This window comes from Streptomyces auratus (genome assembly GCF_050433025.1).
GTDB classification, from domain to species: Bacteria; Actinomycetota; Actinomycetes; order Streptomycetales; family Streptomycetaceae; genus Streptomyces; species Streptomyces sioyaensis.
The window spans coordinates 536,145-551,789 of record NZ_JBNGCB010000001.1 but is presented as its reverse complement, the minus strand read 5'-3'; the positions used below and the strand labels follow the sequence as shown (position 1 = coordinate 551,789).

The window sequence follows — 15,645 nt, the reverse complement described above, 5'->3', positions numbered from 1 at the left end:
GGCTCCTTCAGAACTCGAACGACTCGTGGTGGATGTGACGGCGCGGTATCCCGGCGCCCCGCAGGGCGCGCCGGGCCGCCTCGGTCATGCCGGGCGGGCCGCACAGGTACACCTCGTGCGCGGCCAGGTCCGGTATCAGGCGGTGCAGGGCGCGGGCCGTCAACGGGGAGAAATGAACGGCCGGTTCGTCGACGACGTAGTGCACGGTCGCACCGCGGGCGGCGGCGATGGCGTCGAGTTCGGAGCGCAACGCGAGGTCCTCGGGCCGCCGCGCCCGATAGATGAGGGTGACCTCGCCGGGGAGCGTCTCGAACAGGGCGCGCAGGGGGGTGATGCCGACGCCTCCCGCAAGCAGCAGCACCTTTTCGGCCCTGCGGCGCCTTGCGGTGAAGGAGCCGTAGGGGCCTTCGGCCCAGACCCGGGTTCCGGGCCGCAGGCCCGCCAGGGCCGCGCTGTGCCCGCCGGCCTCCTTCACCGTGATGCGCAGGTGGTGGGGGAGCGGCGGTGCGGAGAGGGAGTACGGGTTGGCGGTCCACCACAGCCCCGGTGTCAGGAACCGCCAGCGGAAGAACTGGCCGGACCGTGCGCCCAGTTCGGTCAGGTGCCGGCCGGTGAGGTGGACCGAGACCACCCCCGGTGCCTCCCGGTGGACGTCGGCGACACGGAGGCGGTGACGCAGCGCCCGGCGTACGGGGAGCAGAAAGCGGTACCAGGCGAGGAGTGCCGCCACGCCGAGGTAGAGGGCGTACCAGGCGAGTTGGACGGGCCGGTGGCCGACGAAGTCGGCGCCGTTGGAGAGCTGGTGGCCGAAGGCGAGGAAGAGGGCCAGATAGGTGGCGAAGTGGAGGTAGTGCCAGGTCTCGTAGCTCATCCTGCGGCGGGCGGCCCGCGCCGAGACGACGGCGGTGGCCATCAGGAGCAGGAAGGCCGCGGTGGCCTTGAGCATGTCGGGGTAGTGAAGGACGAGCGTGGTCGTCTGGTGCACCACGCCGCTGTGCGAGGCGAGCGCATACCCCCAGATGATCAGCAGGACGTGGGCGAGGATGAGGGAGAGGGTGTAGCGGCCGCCCATGGCGTGCCACCGGGCCAGCCGGTCCGTGCCCACGCGGTGGTCCAGCAGCGGCACCCGGGCCATCAGCGCCACCAGCACCGCGCAGCCGTATCCGGCCAGCAGCCCGGTGATCCGGCCGGCGCCGGTCAGCCAGTCCGCCGGGCTCACCACGGACGGGGTGCCGGTCCACCACAGGCCGAGCACACCGGCGGCCCCCGCCCAGACGGCGGCCTGTGCCAGGAGCGGCACGAAGGAGGGCGGCCGGCCCGGGCGCAGGGCTCCTCCGCGGCGGGGGTGCGGGAGGGTGGTCATGGGGCTCCGTTTCCGTGGGGAGGGCTACCGTGGCAGCGCAACCTTTGAAGACCCTCTGAGCGGCCCCGCCGGGAGAGCCGGCACGCCGGATTCAGAGGAAACTCAGAGCAGGGGCGTGCCCGGGCACGCCCTGGCGCGGGGGATCCTGGAGTGACCATGGACGACCACCTCACCACCGGCCACCTGCACGGCGACGACGGATCAGCGGTCCGCGTCCTCGTGATCGACGACGAACCGGACCTGACCGAAGTGCTGTCCGGAGCGCTGGCCGGCGAGGGCTGGGCGGTCCGCACCGCGGCCGACGGCGCCGGCGCGCTCGCGGTGGCACGGACGTTCCGGCCGCACGCCGTCGTCCTGGACTGGATGCTCCCCGACATCGACGGCCTGCGGGTGCTGCACCTGCTGCGCCAGGAGCTGGAAACCGTCTGTGTCCTCTTCCTGACCGCACGTGACTCCGTCGAGGACCGCATCGCGGGGATCACCGCGGGCGGCGACGACTACGTGACCAAGCCGTTCAGCCTCGAAGAGGTGCTGGCGCGGCTGCGCGGACTGCTGCGCCGGGCCGGCATGGCGCAGGCGCCGGAGGGCGACCGCCTCGTGGTCGGCGACCTGGTGATGGACGAGGAGGCGCGGGAGGTCCTCCGCGGCGGCGACCTCGTCGACCTGTCCCGCACCGAATTCGAGCTGCTGCGCTTCTTGATGCGCAACCCGCGGCGGGTGCTGTCCAAGACGCAGATCCTCGACCGGGTCTGGTCCTACGACTTCGGCGGCAAGTCGCACGTCGTCGAGCTCTACATCAGCTATCTGCGCAAGAAGATCGACGCCGGCCGGGCACCGATGATCCACACGGTCCGGGGCGTCGGCTACGTCCTCAAGCCGGAGGCGGCATGAGACGGCTGCTTCCGCGCACCCTGCGCAGCCAGCTCACCGCGGGCCTGGTCACCCTGCTCGCCCTCGCCTGCCTGGCCGTGGGCGTGACCACGGTCTTCGCGCTCGAAGGCTTTCTCGTGCGCCGCCTGGACCAGCAGCTGTCCGCGTCGGGCGGCCGGTTCGCGGTGAGCCTGGAACACGAGGCACGGCCGGACGCCGACAACCGGCCCGACACCCGTGGCCAGTCGGAGGGCACCTTCGGCGCCCGGCTGCTGCGCGGCACCACGACACAGGCGGCCGTGGTCCGTGCGGCGGCAGATGCCAAGGTGCCGCTCACCGGCGACGACCGCCGGTCGCTGGCCGCTCTTCGCCCGGACGGTATGGGCCACAGCATCCGGCTGTCCGCGCTGGGGCGCTACCGCGTCAACGCGGTGTCCGGAGACGACGGCGATGTCCTCGTCACGGGGCTGCCGCTGCACCCGGTCGAGGAGACCGTGCACCGGCTGGAGGCGGTGGAGGCGGCGGTCTTCGGCGGGGCCCTGCTGGTCACCGGCGTGATGGGGGCGATGTGGGTACGGCTGTCCCTGCGCCCCCTGCGACGGGTGACCACCACGGCCGCGAGCGTGGCGGAGCTCCCCCTGGCCAGCGGCGAGGTGGCCATGCCCGCACCGGTTCCGGTGGCGGACCCGCACACCGAGGTCGGGCAGGTGGGCACCGCCCTGAACCGGATGCTCGGCCACGTCGGCAACGCCCTGGAACGCCGTCAGGCCGGCGAGGAGCGGCTGCGCCACTTCGCCGCCGACGCCAGCCACGAGCTGCGCACTCCCGTGGCCCATGTCCGCGGCCACGCCGAACTCGCCCTGCGGCACCACGGGCCCGTCCCCGCCGAGGTGCGGCGCGCCCTGGACCGTATCCAGTCGGAGTCGGAGCGGATGAGCCGTCTGGTGGACGACCTGCTGCTGCTCGCCCGTCTCGACGCGGGCCGCGCACTGGAACGCGCCCCGGTGGACCTGACCCGCCTGGTGCTCGATGCGACGGACGACGCGCGGGCGGCCGGTCCCGACCACCGGTGGCGGCTGGAGTTGCCCGAGACGGCGGTGACCCTCACCGGCGACGAACACCGGCTGCATCAGGTGATCGGCAATCTGCTCGCCAACGCCCGCAGCCACACGCCCGCAGGAACCGCCGTCACGGTGCGGCTCACGGCCGATGAGCTGGGCACGCGGCTGACCGTGGCGGACGACGGCCCGGGAATCCCGGACGAGGTCCGCCCCGAGATCTTCGGCCGCTTCGTCCGGGCGGACCACAGCCGTTCGCGGGCCGCCGGTGGCACCGGGCTCGGGCTCGCCATCGTGCACGCGGTGGTGACCGCGCACGGCGGCTCGGTCGCCATGACGAGCCGCCCCGGGCACACGGCGTTCACCGTGACGTTCCCCCCGGCCGCGGACGAAGAAGCCGGGCGCTGAGGGGCCGACCGGACGACGGCGAAAGGGACCGGACGGCCCTGTCAGGGCCCCGGCCGCCCCGCTCACGCTGGAGGTGTCACCACGGCCGTTCCGCGACGGCCGGCACCGAGGAGGCATGGCGCCATGCTGAACACCCCGCACATCGTCAGGGACGTGATGACCACGACCGTGGCCGCGGTCGATCGTGCGGCGCGGTTCAAGGAGATCATCGAGACCATGGAGCGCTGGCAGGTCAGTGCGCTGCCGGTGCTGGCGGCGGAGGGCCGGGTGGTGGGGGTGGTCTCCGAGGCCGATCTGCTGCCCAAGGAGGAGTTCCGGGAGTCGGACCCCGACCGGCTGGAGCAGCTGCGGCGGGTCGACGACGTCCGCCGGGCGGAAGCGGTGACGGCGGGGGAGCTGATGACCAGTCCCGCGCTGACCGTACGCGCCGATGCCACGCTCTCCCAGGCGGCTCGGGTGATGGCGCGGGAGTCCGTCAAGCGGCTCCCGGTGGTGGACGCGCACGGGGTGCTGGGCGGCATCGTCAGCCGGGCCGACCTGCTGAAGGTCTTTCTGCGCTCGGACGACGACCTGGCCGAGGAGGTCCGCCGGGACATCGTCGGCGCACTGTTCCCGACGCCGGCCAAGGATCTGCAGGTCACCGTGGCCGACGGCGTCGTCACGCTCCGCGGACGCGTCCGGGACACCTCGCTCATCCCGGTGGCCGCCCGCCTGGTCCGCGCGGTCGAGGGCGTGGTGGACGTGGAGTTCGATGTGACCGGACCGGATGCCGCCCGCACGGGGCCCACGGCGACGGGCGGGCCGGGCGGAGTGCGGTGAGGAGGGCGGAGCGCCACCGGCCGACCGGTGGCCCCGCACGGGGGCGTCATGCCGATCGGCGGACTCCGCGGCCGGGCCCCTGCCCGGCGCCGGCCGGCAAGCGCACGCTGGAAGTGTCGCAAGGCCCGTGCGACGGTCGTACCGAGGAGGAGCCATGGCGCACACTCCGCGCACCGTCCGCGATGTCATGACGCAGGCGGTGGTCGCGATCGGTCAGGAGGCGCGCTTCAAGGAGATCGTCGAGACGATGCAGCGGTGGAAGGTCAGCGCGCTGCCCGTGCTCGCGGGGGAGGGGCGGGTGATCGGGGTGGTCTCCGAGGCCGATCTGCTGCTCAAGGAGGAGTTCCGGGAGTCGGACCCCGACCGGATGGAACAGCTGCGGCGGTCGGACGCGGTGCGCAAGGCCGGCGGCGTGACGGCGGGGGAGTTGATGAGCTCGCCGGCCCTCACGGTGCACGCCGGTGACACCCTGGCGCAGGCGGCGCGGACGATGGCGTACAAGTCCGTGAAGCGGCTTCCCGTGGTCGACGGCGCAGGGCTGCTCCAGGGCATCGTCAGCCGCTCGGACCTGCTGAAGGTCTTCCTCCGCTCCGACGAGGACCTGGCGGCGGAGGTGCGGACGGAGGTCGTGGGCCGGCTGTTCGGCGCCTCCGCACCGGAGCTGTCGGTCGGTGTCACCGACGGGGTGGTCACCCTCCGCGGCCGGCTCCGCAACGCCGCGCTGCTCCCCGTCGCGGCACGGCTGGTGCGGGCGGTCGAGGGCGTCGTGGACGTGACGTTCGACCTCGAAGGGCCGGCTCCCGAGCAGGGGGAACCGCCGGTGGCGGGCCGCGGTTCCGGGCGCCCTTAGGTGAGTGAGTGCCCCGTACAGCAGGCGACGGGGACCGCTCCGCCATGGCACGCCGATGCGCCAGGGGCCACGATGGGAAAGCGGGGTGGAAGCGGACGTCGTACCCGCCGGAGGGCGTGATGGGCAAGCCGGACACCTTCTCACCGGAGCGGCCGATCCGGGTGTTCCTCGTCGACGATCATGAGGTCGTCCGGCGGGGTGTGCAGGACCTGCTCGATGCCGAACCCGACATCGAGGTGGTGGGGGACGCCGGCACGGCCGACCACGCGCTCGCCCGCGGTCCGGCGCTGCGGCCGGACGTGGCGGTGCTGGACGTGCGGCTGCCGGACGGGGACGGCGTCTCCGTGTGCCGGGAGTTGCGCTCGCGCATGCCGGGGCTGGGCTGTCTGATGCTCACCTCGTTCGACGACGACGAGGCGCTGCTCGATGCGATCATGGCCGGCGCGGCCGGTTATGTGCTGAAGGAGATCAAGGGGGCGGATCTCGTCACCGCGGTGCGGACGATCGCCTCCGGTCGCTCGATGCTGGATCCGGCGACCACGACACGGCTGATGAGCAGTCTGCGGGGCGAGGACGCCGAGGCGGCGCCCGAGGAGGATGCGCTGGCCGGGCTCTCCCCGCGGGAACGGGAGATCCTCGGCCTGATCGGCGAAGGTTTGACGAACCGTCAGATCGGCAAGCGGCTCTACCTGTCCGAGAAGACCGTCAAGAACCACATCTCCCGACTGCTCGCCAAACTCGGTGTGGAACGGCGCATCCAGGCAGCCGTCCTCGCCACCCAGGCCGCAACACCCCCGGACCCGGCCGCCGGGCCGCACTGAGCCCGGTCTCGTGCGGGCGGAGCCCGAAGATGGTGGACCGGATGATCTTGATCGTCTCGTCCAGATCGTCCACCGCCCGCAACAGCCGTTCACCAGCCTCCGGATGATCGACGAAGCGCAGCGTGCTCTGCAGCGTCATACCCGTGGCGAAGAGCCGCTGGATGGCCAGGTCGTGCAGGTCACGGGCGATGCGCTCATGGTCCTTGAGCAGCGCCAGCTGCTCGGCGCACTGCCGCTGATCGGCCATCTCCATGGCGAGGGCGGCCTGGCCCGCGAACGTCGGCAGCGGCGCGGTCTCCGGCTCGGTGAACGGCACACGGCCGTGGAGCCTGGCCAGCAGCAGCACACCGCGCACCCGCTCGCCGGTGATCATGGAACGGCGACCGCGGGGCCGAGCCCCGCCCACCGCGGTGGACCGGCGGTGATGCGGGGATCGTGCTCGATATCCAGGCTGCTCAAGGGAGTTCGGGCGGTGAGCGCCGCGCCGACGAACGAGCCGCGGCCGGGCAGCACCAGACCTCGGTGCACCTCGGCATCCACGCCGAAAGCGAGCGCGACCCGCAAGTTGTCGTCGTCCTCCGGCAGCGCCAGCACACCGAGGTCGGCGGAGAGGATGCGCACCGCGTGGTCACGATCGTCCCCAGGACGTCGGCCCCGCCCGCTCCGGTCAGCATGGGAGATGCGGGAGTCGTCACCGAGCACGCCGAGCGCCCCGTATTCGGCGTCCACGAGCACGACCGCGGCCTCGACGATGCGGCGCAGCACCTGCGGCAGCTCCAGCCCCCTGCCCACGGACAGCACCGCTTCGAGCAGCAGATGCGGCGGTCCGCCCCCGCTCCGCTCCACGGCCCGGAGGCGTTCGTGCAGCTCTTCGGGCAGCGCACCCAGCTGCAACGCGTCTTCGGCTCGGCCAGGCTTCTCGTCACCCACGGCGCCTCCGGTGCGGCCGCCCAGGGTGCGGTCACACCTTCCACGGCAGTGATCGCGGGCGGCTGCCTCACCTGGAACGAGGCGAGGTGCGAGAGCACCGCTCGGCGCGCGGTGTGGTTGTCCCGCGGTCCCGGCCGCCCCTCCCCACGGCGCTCAGAGCCGCGGCACCACCGCGACGGGGCACGGGGAATGATGCAGAACGGCGAGGACGAGGGGGCCGAGCGGCATCGGGGTGCGCTGCACCCGACGGCCGACGACCAGGAGACCGGCCTGCGCACAGGCCTCCAGTAGCACCGCGGCCACTCTGCCCCGCCGTATGTGGGCGATGACGCCGACGCCGGGGAACCTCGCCCGCCACGGCGCCAGGATGCCGGTGAGCATCTCCTCCTCCGCGGCCGCGGGCCCCTCGTCGTCCGGCGCGGAGGCGGGTGCGGTGGGGACGGGCTCCCCGCCCGCGGGAGGCTGCCACGCCCGCACGGCGCGTACCGCCATGTGATGGGCCTCGGCAGCGGCGAACGCGAATTCCAGCACGCCCTCGCCCTTCGTCCCGGGCTCCTGGACGCCGACCACGATCTCCGGCCGCCCGTAGACGGCGGTCTCCTCCTCCCGCACGAGGATCACGGGGCACTGCGCGCGCCCCAGCACGTGCAGGCTGACCGAGCCGAGCAGGAAGCCGGCGATGGCGCCGTGCCCGCGCGATCCGAGCACCATCATCATGGCCTGCCCACCGCGCTCCACCAGGGCGTCCACCGCCTGCTCCGCGACCTGTTCGGTCGTCACCGACAGGCCGGGATGGGCCCTGAGCGCCATCGCTTCGGCCGTGCCCAGCACCTCGGCCCCGAAGCGCTGCTTGTTCGTGGCCTCCGGGGCGAGGGGGAGGTTCAGGGGCTGGGACGTCCAGGCATGCAGCAGGTGCAGCGGGAGGCCCCGGGCCGCGGCTTCCTCGGCGCCCCAGCGCACGGCCGGCACGCTGTTCCCGAGTCCGTCCAGACCTACGACAACCGAGCCGCCCATGACCTACCTCCACACCGTCGGGGCTGCGGATACAACCGTCCTCCTTGCCGGCACCGGGCCGGACCCTGCGCCCTCGGCAGACCGTGTCTCCCGGGGCCCGGCATTGACTCGACCCGTCCTCCTCACGACGTCGCTTTCGACGAGACGTGGGTGCCCATGACCCGGATCCGGCGCCCGGTGATCCGGGTCGGACGGATCGCGATCCACTGCTGGCGCCCGTCTCCGACCCAGGGGCCGGTGTGTGCGTGATCCGCCAGCCGGCGGGCCTCGTGGGCGTCGGTGACGAGGTGCGCGGGCCCCACGACCAGGACGCTCCAACCCTGGCTGAAGGCGTCATCGAGGTGGTCGACCTCCAGCGCGACCTCATGGCCGGCCGCCGCGGCCGGCCCGGCTCCGGGATCGGTGCGGTAGGCGACCAGCTCGTCGGCGACGGTGTAGTTCACGGGGAAGACGGCGGGTGCGTCGTCGACGGTCACCGCCACTCGGCCGACGCCGTGGGTGGAGAGCTTCTCGCGGCACTCGTCGGGGCTGAGCACCAGCACCTCGGGATGCGCCGCGGCCGCACCGAAGCCCGCCGGCAGCTCCGCCGTCCCTCCCACCAGTTCGTCCACCGTGGTGTCGAGCGCACCGGCCAGGCGCAGCAGGAAGCCGATGCCCGGCTCGGCAGCGCCTTCCTCCACGTACCGCAGATACCCCGGCGAGGCGGCGGCCCGGGCCGCGACATGCGCGCGGGTCAGCCCCAGCTGCTCCCTGCGGAGCGCGGCCCGCCGCCCCAAGTCGCTGCCGGTCCGGGCGGCCTCCGAGCCGGAGCCCTTCTCGCGTTTCGTCATCGTGTCCAGATCCCTTCGTCCTCCCTCGTCATCCCTTCGTCGAGTGGCGACGTGGTGCCGGGACGCCGCTCAGGCATGAACCCGTCGGTGAGGACGGCGCATTGCCGCCCGGATTCATGAGTGCGGGACGATCGCCACGGGACACGGGGCATGGTGGACGGCTGCCTGTACGACGTGGCCGATGCGAGGGGGCAGCACCCGCCCCCGGTGCCGACGGCCGACGACCAGGAGGTCCGCGTGCGCACTGCGGTGCAGGAGGGCGGACACCGGATTCTCCATCACCACCTCCTCGTCCACCGCAACGGCCGGGAACTTCTCCCGCCATGGACGCAACGAGGCGGCCAGCTCGCCCTGCGCATCGCGCACCGCATCTTCCGCGGCGCTCCGCTCCACACCGCCACCGCGGTTGTAGGCGTACGAGGGCAGGTGCCTGCCGTGCACGGCATGCAGCGGGATCGCCCGCCGTGCCGCGGTTTCGAAGGCGAACGTGAGCATCTCTTCGCAGGCGGCATGCAGACCGACACCAACGGTCACCTTGCCCATCGCGCCGTCGGCGGGCGCGTCCTGCTGGGCGCGCACCAGAACCGTCGGGGTCTCGGTGTGGGTCACCAGCTCCAGGGCGGTTTCCCCCAGGGTGAAGCGCGCCGCGGCCCCCAGCCCGCGCGAGCCCAGCACGAGCAGATCCGATTCCTCGACGGCATCGGTCAGGGCCTCGAACGGGTCCTTGCGCACCAGACTCACGTCCACGGGGAGATCCGGGCAGGCCGACCGCACCGCCGCCTGTGCGTCCTCGACGATGCGGCGCGGCCAGTAGTTCTGCTCCGCCTTCTCGGACGGAGTGCCGTCCGGCTCCAGAGCGAGCAGGACCCAGGCGTGCAGCAGCCGCAGCCGGCCCTTGCGCAGCGTCGCCTCCCGCGCGGCCCACACGGCCGCGGAGAGCGACTGCGGGGTGCCGTCCAGACCGACCGTGATGAGGTTCGTCATGACGCGCTCCAGCCTCCTCCGACGGATGCGGCAGGTAGGGCATCCTGGCCGGCGTCAGGCCCTCGGCGACCGAGACGCCCCTCTCCGGCTCCGTTCGCCGTGGCGGCCGGCGCACTGCCCGCATCTCCAGGGTGCTCGGAGCGGCCGCCGTACGGCATGAGCCACTCGGCCCCATCGGGCCACCGGCAGGCCCGGAGGGGGGCCGACCGGCCCTGACCCATCGGACAGGCCCTGAAGGCCCCCGCCGCGGGAAAGTCAAAAATTTTCGGACGCCGATGTCGAGAACCCGTGGCCGGCTCCGTCCCTGCTATGAACGCGACCACAATGGGTCGCACCAGCACCGAGGAGAACCACGATGGCAAAGTACCTGCTGCTCAAGCACTACCGCGGCGCCCCGGCTGCGGTGAACGACGTGCCCATGGACCGGTGGACGCCGGAGGAGATCTCGGCGCACGTGCAGTACATGAACGACTTCGCGGCCCGGCTGGAGAAGACCGGCGAGTTCGTCGACGGTCAGGCGCTCGCCCCCGAGGGCACGTGGGTCCGGTACGACGGTGAGGGGCGCCCGCCGGTCACCGACGGCCCGTTCGCCGAGACCAAGGACCTCGTCGCCGGCTGGATGGTGATCGACGTCGACACCTACGAGCGCGCCGTCGAGCTGGCCGGGGAACTGTCGGCCGCCCCCGGGGCGGGCGGGAAGCCGATCCACGAGTGGCTGGAGGTGCGCCCGTTCCTGGCCGCGTCACCCACCGTAACGGATTGCACCTTCAAGTGACCTGGAGCGACGAGGCTCTGCTGCGAAGCCTCACGCCGAGCGTGCTCGCCATCCTCGTCCGCCGCGGAGCCGACTTCGCGGCGGCCGAGGACGCCGTGCAGGACGCGCTGGTCGAGGCGGTCCGCGTCTGGCCGGCCGACCCTCCGCGGGACCCGAAGGGCTGGCTGGTCACCGTGGCCTGGCGCCGGTTCCTCGACGCGACCCGGTCGGACGCCGCCCGGCGCCGGCGTGAGGACCTCGTCGACGAGGAGCCGGCGCCCGGGCCCGCGCCCGCGGTGGACGACACGCTCCAGCTCTACTTCCTGTGCGCCCACCCGTCGCTGACGCCGTCATCCGCGGTCGCGCTCACGCTGCGCGCCGTCGGCGGGCTGACGACCCGCCAGATCGCGCAGGCCTACCTGGTGCCCGAGGCGACCATGGCGCAGCGCATCAGCCGGGCCAAGCGCACCGTCTGTGATGTGCGCTTCGACCAACCCGGCGACGTCGCCACCGTGTTGCGCGTCCTCTACCTGGTCTTCAACGAGGGCTACGCCGGCGACGTCGACCTCGCCGCCGAGGCCGTCCGGCTCACCCGGCAGCTCGCGGCCGCCATCGACCACCCCGAAGTGGCCGGGCTGCTCGCCCTCATGCTGCTCCACCACGCCCGGCGCGCCGCCCGGACCGCGCCCGACGGCAGCCTGGTGCCGCTCGCCGAACAGGACCGTGGCCGGTGGGACACCGAGTTGATCGCCGAGGGCGTGGAGATCCTGCAGGCGGCCCTCGCCCGCGACCGGCTGGGCGAGTTCCAGGCCCAGGCCGCCATCGCAGCCCTCCACGCCGACGCGCCCACCGCCGAGGAGACCGACTGGGTGCAGATCGTCGAGTGGTACGACGAGCTCGCGCGCCTGACCGACAGTCCGGTCGTCCGGCTCAACCGCGCAGTGGCCGTCGGCGAGGCCGACGGACCGCGCGCCGGCCTGGCGGCGCTCGCCGCGCTGAACGACTCCCTGCCCCGCCACGCCGCAGTGGCGGCGTACCTCCACGAGCGCGACGGCGACCTGGCGGCCGCGGCCCGGCTTTATGCCGAGGCGGCCCAGAAGGCACCCAACCTCGCCGAGCGCGATCACCTGACGCGCCAGGCCGCCCGGCTCAACGCCCGCCGGGGCCGCTGACGGGTGCCATGTGGGCGTGCTGGTGGCGCGGAGGACGGCCGCCGCCTCCGGGCGGTAAGTCGCCTCGCCCGTCGGCCGGTTCGCCCGGATGGCTGGCCCAGGCGCTCACGACCCACCGGGTACTCCTGCTCGACCAGCGGGGCACCGGTCGCTCCACCCCGGTCACCGCGCGGACGGCCGCCCGCTCCGCCTCTCCGGAGCAGCTCGCCGCGTATCTCGGTCACTTCTGCGCCGACTCGATCGTCGCCGATGCGGAGCTGATACACCGTCAATTATGTGGTGACGCCACGCCGTGGGAGACGCTCGGCCAGAGCTACGGCGGCTTCCTCACGCTCACCTACCTCTCCCGGGACGCCGGCCGGCTGCACCGCCTTCGACCTGGCGGCGTACGCACCCGGCCAGAGCTTCACCGACCCCACCACCGGGGCGCGGATCGACGTCCGGTCGGGCGGTGGCTCCGGGGACGTGGTGCGGCTGACCAAGTCCTGACGCGCCATGGGCATGAGGCTCCTGACAGGGCCGCCCGGCCGCCGCCGAACGGATTGCGTCAGGAGCCTCATGCCTCATGCTCGGTGTTTCATTCCGTGTGCTTCATGCCTTGTGCGGTGCGGTACTCCGTACGTCACTGGGCCTTGCAGGCGCCGGCCGCGCACGCGGTGAGCCAGGCGTCGAAGTCGGCGTCGTAGTTCGTACCGATGTTGTGGTAGACGGCGTAGCCGCCCTGGTAGTCGCCCGTCCGGAAGTGGCCGAGCATGGTGGTGATGTCCTCCGGGTGCTTCTCGAACATGTAGCGGACCGCGAGGTAGCCCCACGGGTAGGTGCGGGTGGTGTTGCTGTTCTCGTAGGTGGTCTGGAACAGCGTGCTCAGCTTGTAGGTGTGCTTGCCGGCCTCGCTGACCGCCTCGTCGTCGGTGATCTTGCGGTAGCCGTACGAGATGTACTCGCCGAGCCCCTCGATCCACCAGACGTCCGCGACCGATGTCTGCTGGGTGAAGTCGCCCTTCATGTCGTCTCGGGCGTCGAGGTAGTGCGTGTACTCGTGGTTGAGGTTCCAGATCCGGGCCGGGAAGCCGTTGTCGTCGTCCCTCTGGTACATGATGGACATCGGCTTGTTGTCGGGCTTGGTCGGGTCCCCGATCATGGTGATGCCGCCGTTGTTCGTGTCCACGCCGTAGATCGCCCCGGCGTAGGTCTGGTAGTCGCTGCGACTGCCGAACACGGAGAGCTGGATGGTCGACAGGTACTGGTCCGGAATCGGGCCGTTGTCCTTCACCTTGTCGTGGAAGTAGGCGTCCTGCTTCAGGATGCTGTCGCAGGCGGCACCGAGTTCGGCGTCGGTCAGCTTCTGCGCCTTGATGACGTGCTTCTCGTCGCAGTTGTGGCTGACCGGGAGGGCCGCCTTGGTGAGCTGCTCGGCCAGGTCGCAGACGCCGTAGTACGAGCACTTGCCCTTGTCGTAGGAGTCGGCCTGGGCGGCGACCGTGACCCACATCGGTGCGGTCTTGCCGGTGATCTTCGAGGCGTCCAGCAGGCCCTTCATCAGCGGCCGGACCTTCTCCTGGAGAGCCTGGTGCTCGACGTAACGCGCCACGTTCATCCCGGCGTTGGAATCCAGGTACGAGTTCTCGCTGCCCAGCATGTCCAGGTGGTCATGCGCGAACTTGTCGAGCGTGTCGATGATGCTCGGGTCGGCCGTCACCGCCTTCACGTACTCCGGGTTCCAGTTTCCGCGCCAGAGCGGGGTGTAGACGTTGTTGACGGCCGCCAGCATGCTGGGGATGTCGTTGTAGGAGCTGTTGTACCCGCTCAGCACCTCCTTGTAGACCTTCAGATAGCGGCCCTGCTCGTTGGAGCTGTCGGAGAGGGTCATGACCTCGCTGAGGACGTCGCCGTTCTCCGCGGTGACCTTCTTGGAGCTGGGGTTGGCGAAGAAGGCGTCCAGGGCGCCCTCCATGGGCGTCGCCAGGTTCTGACCGTAGTCGCCGACGTCGTCAGGGTGGTTGTCCTGCACGTAGTAGCCGGCCCGCAGGAACATCACGAGCTGCAACGTGTTCTTCGAGTTGTCGCCGGAGTACGCCCCCGCCGCGTCCTTGAAGGCCCCGGCTATGGTGACCATCTGCTCCTCGCGGAACACGTCATGGGCATCCGTGCCGGTGATCGAGAAGAGGGTGTTCACGCACTCCACGGTCGCGGCCTGGACGGCCTTGACCAGCTCGGGTCCGGTCCGGCTTCCGAAGTCACCAGGGCTGCACTCGGCCTTCTTCGGGGACTTCGGTTTCGTCGCCGCGGTCGGAGAAGTTGGGGGCTTCTTCGCGCGGAGCGGGGGGAGTTGGGTGGGGGAGAGTGGCCGACCTTGCACATCCGGCCGTTCGCCTGTGCTGACGGTCGGGCCGACGGGCGGCGGTGCGGGGTGAGAGGTGGTGGGGGGTACGGGCACGGCTTTGGCGACGGCCATCGCGTGGGGCGTGGCCGCCGCGGGCGTCGCCAGGCAGGCGATCGTCGTGCAGACGGCCAGGCTGTCGACCACACATCTGGGCCAGGTGAAGCGGTAGCGCATCCCTGCTCCTTCGTGGGGGGAAACAGATGCGCCTCGGGAAACCGTATGAGGCGTGTGCGGCACCATCTCAGCGCACCTCACCCGCCGACAATGAGGTGTGACATAGCACATTGGGCTGACCCGACATAACGTCCCACGAGGCGTCGACTTCACGGGCGCATTCTGCGCGCGAGGGCTCAACGCCCCGGCGTTTCCTCGCCGTTGGCCGAACCCGGGCGGTGCCGCAACGGCCGGTCGGGCCGGACCGCGACCTGCGGACCGGTCACACTCCAGGTCCGCGAGGCCCACCTCCGCAGGTGCGGCGACTGCGCGATGAGCGCGCGGTACGCCGCGGTGGCGCAGCCGGCGAGCGTATCCGCGATCTCGTCCGCGAGGCTCGCACGCCGCCAGGCCAGGACGTAACGGCACCACAGCGGTGTGCCGGTCAGCGGTTTGATGAGGACGCCGGGGACCGGACGAAGCGTGGCCTGCACGATGGAGACCCCGAGACCCTCTGCGATCATGTTCTGCAACTGGAGTTGGTCGCCGAGGAATTCGTGCACCGCCGCCGGGGTGAAACCGGCCGACTCGCAGGCCGCGTAGAACACCCCCGGCCAGCCCGCCCCGTCGTCCGGGGTGACGAACCATGCATCGTCGGCCAGATCCGCGAGCCCGATCTCCAGGCAGTGTTTGAGCCGGTGATTCGACGGCAGGGCGACGAAGGACGGCTCGGTGACGATCCCGCGGTGCGCGACGGCGGCCGAGTGCCATAGCTCCAGCCCGGGATAGTCGGCGGCGATCGCGGCATCCACCTCGCCGTCCTCCAGGAGTTGGACGATCTCCGAGGACGGATACACACTGCTCACCGTGAGCGCGAGGTCAGGCAGTCGGCTGCGGAGCCGGACGACCATGCCGGACAGGACCGGAGAATTGGTCGCGGCCAGACGGAGGGGCCGGCGCGTGCGCGAAACACTCTCGGCCGGACCGCGCCCTATGGCATCCGCGCGGGCCAGGACGTCACGGGCCTGCGCCAGGACCCCTACGCCGTACTGCGTCAGCTCGACCCCCGATATCTTCCGCTCGAACAACGCCTTCCCGAAGTGGCGCTCGATGCGCCGGAGTTGGGTGCTCATCGCCGGCTGCGAGTAGCCCAGCTCCGATGCGGCCCGTCCCACACTCCCGGCGTCGGCGATTGCACACAGCACCCTCAGATGCCGAAGCTCAAGCTCCATGTGC

General features: G+C 71.7%; 14 protein-coding genes and 2 pseudogenes. 8 read left to right on the top strand and 8 right to left on the bottom strand.

The window, feature by feature from the left end:
• Positions 1-7: 7 nt before the first annotated feature.
• Positions 8-1,363: a ferredoxin reductase family protein gene (locus tag BKA18_RS02360; protein WP_366047762.1), complete on the bottom strand. Its 1,356-nt coding sequence runs from the start codon at positions 1,361-1,363 to the stop codon at positions 8-10.
• Between the two features lie 156 nt (positions 1,364-1,519).
• Between BKA18_RS02360 and BKA18_RS02355 the strand changes: the two genes are divergently transcribed.
• The 5 genes from BKA18_RS02355 (at position 1,520) to BKA18_RS02335 (ending at position 6,189) form a co-directional block, all read left to right on the top strand.
• Entirely contained in the window at positions 1,520-2,254 is a 735-nt protein-coding gene (locus tag BKA18_RS02355; RefSeq protein ID WP_366047763.1) for a response regulator transcription factor, read from the top strand.
• Positions 2,251-3,699 carry a sensor histidine kinase gene (locus tag BKA18_RS02350; RefSeq protein ID WP_366047764.1) on the top strand — a complete coding sequence of 483 codons (1,449 nt, stop codon included), beginning with the start codon at positions 2,251-2,253 and terminating at the stop codon, positions 3,697-3,699. The genes BKA18_RS02355 and BKA18_RS02350 overlap by 4 nt, the downstream gene beginning before the upstream one ends.
• 123 nt (positions 3,700-3,822) lie before the next feature.
• Positions 3,823-4,518 carry a CBS domain-containing protein gene (locus BKA18_RS02345; RefSeq protein ID WP_366047765.1) on the top strand — a complete coding sequence of 232 codons (696 nt, stop codon included), beginning with the start codon at positions 3,823-3,825 and terminating at the stop codon, positions 4,516-4,518.
• A gap of 154 nt (positions 4,519-4,672) precedes the next feature.
• Entirely contained in the window at positions 4,673-5,368 is a 696-nt protein-coding gene (locus tag BKA18_RS02340) for a CBS domain-containing protein (protein WP_366047766.1), read from the top strand.
• A gap of 119 nt (positions 5,369-5,487) precedes the next feature.
• A complete protein-coding gene (locus BKA18_RS02335; RefSeq protein ID WP_366047767.1) occupies positions 5,488-6,189 on the top strand; it encodes a response regulator in 702 nt (233 codons plus the stop codon).
• A 1-nt stretch (position 6,190) separates the two neighbouring features.
• Here the strand turns inward: BKA18_RS02335 and BKA18_RS02330 are convergent.
• The 4 genes and pseudogenes from BKA18_RS02330 to BKA18_RS02315 form a co-directional block, all read right to left on the bottom strand.
• Positions 6,191-7,119, bottom strand: a pseudogene (locus BKA18_RS02330) (sensor histidine kinase); the annotation flags it as partial.
• Between the two features lie 153 nt (positions 7,120-7,272).
• Complete coding sequence (locus tag BKA18_RS02325; protein ID WP_366047768.1) at positions 7,273-8,133, bottom strand: universal stress protein; 861 nt, start codon at positions 8,131-8,133, stop codon at positions 7,273-7,275.
• Positions 8,134-8,255: 122 nt separating this feature from the next.
• Positions 8,256-8,963, bottom strand: a complete 708-nt coding sequence (locus BKA18_RS02320; RefSeq protein ID WP_366047769.1) for a helix-turn-helix domain-containing protein — start codon at positions 8,961-8,963, stop codon at positions 8,256-8,258.
• A 114-nt stretch (positions 8,964-9,077) separates the two neighbouring features.
• The gene (locus tag BKA18_RS02315) at positions 9,078-9,947 is read right to left on the bottom strand and encodes a universal stress protein (RefSeq protein WP_366047770.1); all 870 of its coding nucleotides are present in this window, start codon (positions 9,945-9,947) and stop codon (positions 9,078-9,080) included.
• Positions 9,948-10,302: 355 nt separating this feature from the next.
• On the opposite strand from BKA18_RS02315, the gene BKA18_RS02310 reads away from it, so the two are divergent.
• The 3 genes and pseudogenes from BKA18_RS02310 to BKA18_RS02300 form a co-directional block, all read left to right on the top strand.
• On the top strand, positions 10,303-10,722 hold the full coding sequence (locus BKA18_RS02310) for a YciI family protein (protein WP_366047771.1): 420 nt from the start codon (positions 10,303-10,305) through the stop codon (positions 10,720-10,722).
• Positions 10,719-11,873, top strand: a complete 1,155-nt coding sequence (locus BKA18_RS02305; protein ID WP_366047772.1) for an RNA polymerase sigma factor — start codon at positions 10,719-10,721, stop codon at positions 11,871-11,873. The genes BKA18_RS02310 and BKA18_RS02305 overlap by 4 nt, the downstream gene beginning before the upstream one ends.
• A 47-nt stretch (positions 11,874-11,920) precedes the next feature.
• Positions 11,921-12,223: pseudogene (locus tag BKA18_RS02300) on the top strand (alpha/beta fold hydrolase); the annotation flags it as partial.
• On the opposite strand, the gene BKA18_RS02295 reads toward BKA18_RS02300, so the two are convergent.
• From BKA18_RS02295 to BKA18_RS02285, 3 genes are all read right to left on the bottom strand, one after another.
• Entirely contained in the window at positions 12,146-12,370 is a 225-nt protein-coding gene (locus tag BKA18_RS02295; RefSeq protein ID WP_366047804.1) for a hypothetical protein, read from the bottom strand. The pseudogene BKA18_RS02300 and the gene BKA18_RS02295 sit on opposite strands and share 78 nt — an antisense overlap.
• 125 nt (positions 12,371-12,495) lie before the next feature.
• Complete coding sequence (locus tag BKA18_RS02290; protein WP_366047773.1) at positions 12,496-14,430, bottom strand: collagenase; 1,935 nt, start codon at positions 14,428-14,430, stop codon at positions 12,496-12,498.
• 176 nt (positions 14,431-14,606) lie between these two features.
• Entirely contained in the window at positions 14,607-15,641 is a 1,035-nt protein-coding gene (locus BKA18_RS02285; RefSeq protein ID WP_366047774.1) for a LysR family transcriptional regulator, read from the bottom strand.
• Between the last annotated feature and the right edge of the window lie 4 nt (positions 15,642-15,645).

What these genes read in the sequence shown, in the direction of transcription:
- BKA18_RS02360 (WP_366047762.1), bottom strand. Translation starts at nt 1,363, where the DNA reads ATGACCACCCTCCCGCACCCCCGCCGCGGAGGAGCCCTGCGCCCGGGC.
- BKA18_RS02355 (WP_366047763.1), top strand. Translation starts at nt 1,520, where the DNA reads ATGGACGACCACCTCACCACCGGCCACCTGCACGGCGACGACGGATCA.
- BKA18_RS02350 (WP_366047764.1), top strand. Translation starts at nt 2,251, where the DNA reads ATGAGACGGCTGCTTCCGCGCACCCTGCGCAGCCAGCTCACCGCGGGC.
- BKA18_RS02345 (WP_366047765.1), top strand. Translation starts at nt 3,823, where the DNA reads ATGCTGAACACCCCGCACATCGTCAGGGACGTGATGACCACGACCGTG.
- BKA18_RS02340 (WP_366047766.1), top strand. Translation starts at nt 4,673, where the DNA reads ATGGCGCACACTCCGCGCACCGTCCGCGATGTCATGACGCAGGCGGTG.
- BKA18_RS02335 (WP_366047767.1), top strand. Translation starts at nt 5,488, where the DNA reads ATGGGCAAGCCGGACACCTTCTCACCGGAGCGGCCGATCCGGGTGTTC.
- BKA18_RS02325 (WP_366047768.1), bottom strand. Translation starts at nt 8,133, where the DNA reads ATGGGCGGCTCGGTTGTCGTAGGTCTGGACGGACTCGGGAACAGCGTG.
- BKA18_RS02320 (WP_366047769.1), bottom strand. Translation starts at nt 8,963, where the DNA reads ATGACGAAACGCGAGAAGGGCTCCGGCTCGGAGGCCGCCCGGACCGGC.
- BKA18_RS02315 (WP_366047770.1), bottom strand. Translation starts at nt 9,947, where the DNA reads ATGACGAACCTCATCACGGTCGGTCTGGACGGCACCCCGCAGTCGCTC.
- BKA18_RS02310 (WP_366047771.1), top strand. Translation starts at nt 10,303, where the DNA reads ATGGCAAAGTACCTGCTGCTCAAGCACTACCGCGGCGCCCCGGCTGCG.
- BKA18_RS02295 (WP_366047804.1), bottom strand. Translation starts at nt 12,370, where the DNA reads ATGGCGCGTCAGGACTTGGTCAGCCGCACCACGTCCCCGGAGCCACCG.
- BKA18_RS02290 (WP_366047773.1), bottom strand. Translation starts at nt 14,430, where the DNA reads ATGCGCTACCGCTTCACCTGGCCCAGATGTGTGGTCGACAGCCTGGCC.
- BKA18_RS02285 (WP_366047774.1), bottom strand. Translation starts at nt 15,641, where the DNA reads ATGGAGCTTGAGCTTCGGCATCTGAGGGTGCTGTGTGCAATCGCCGAC.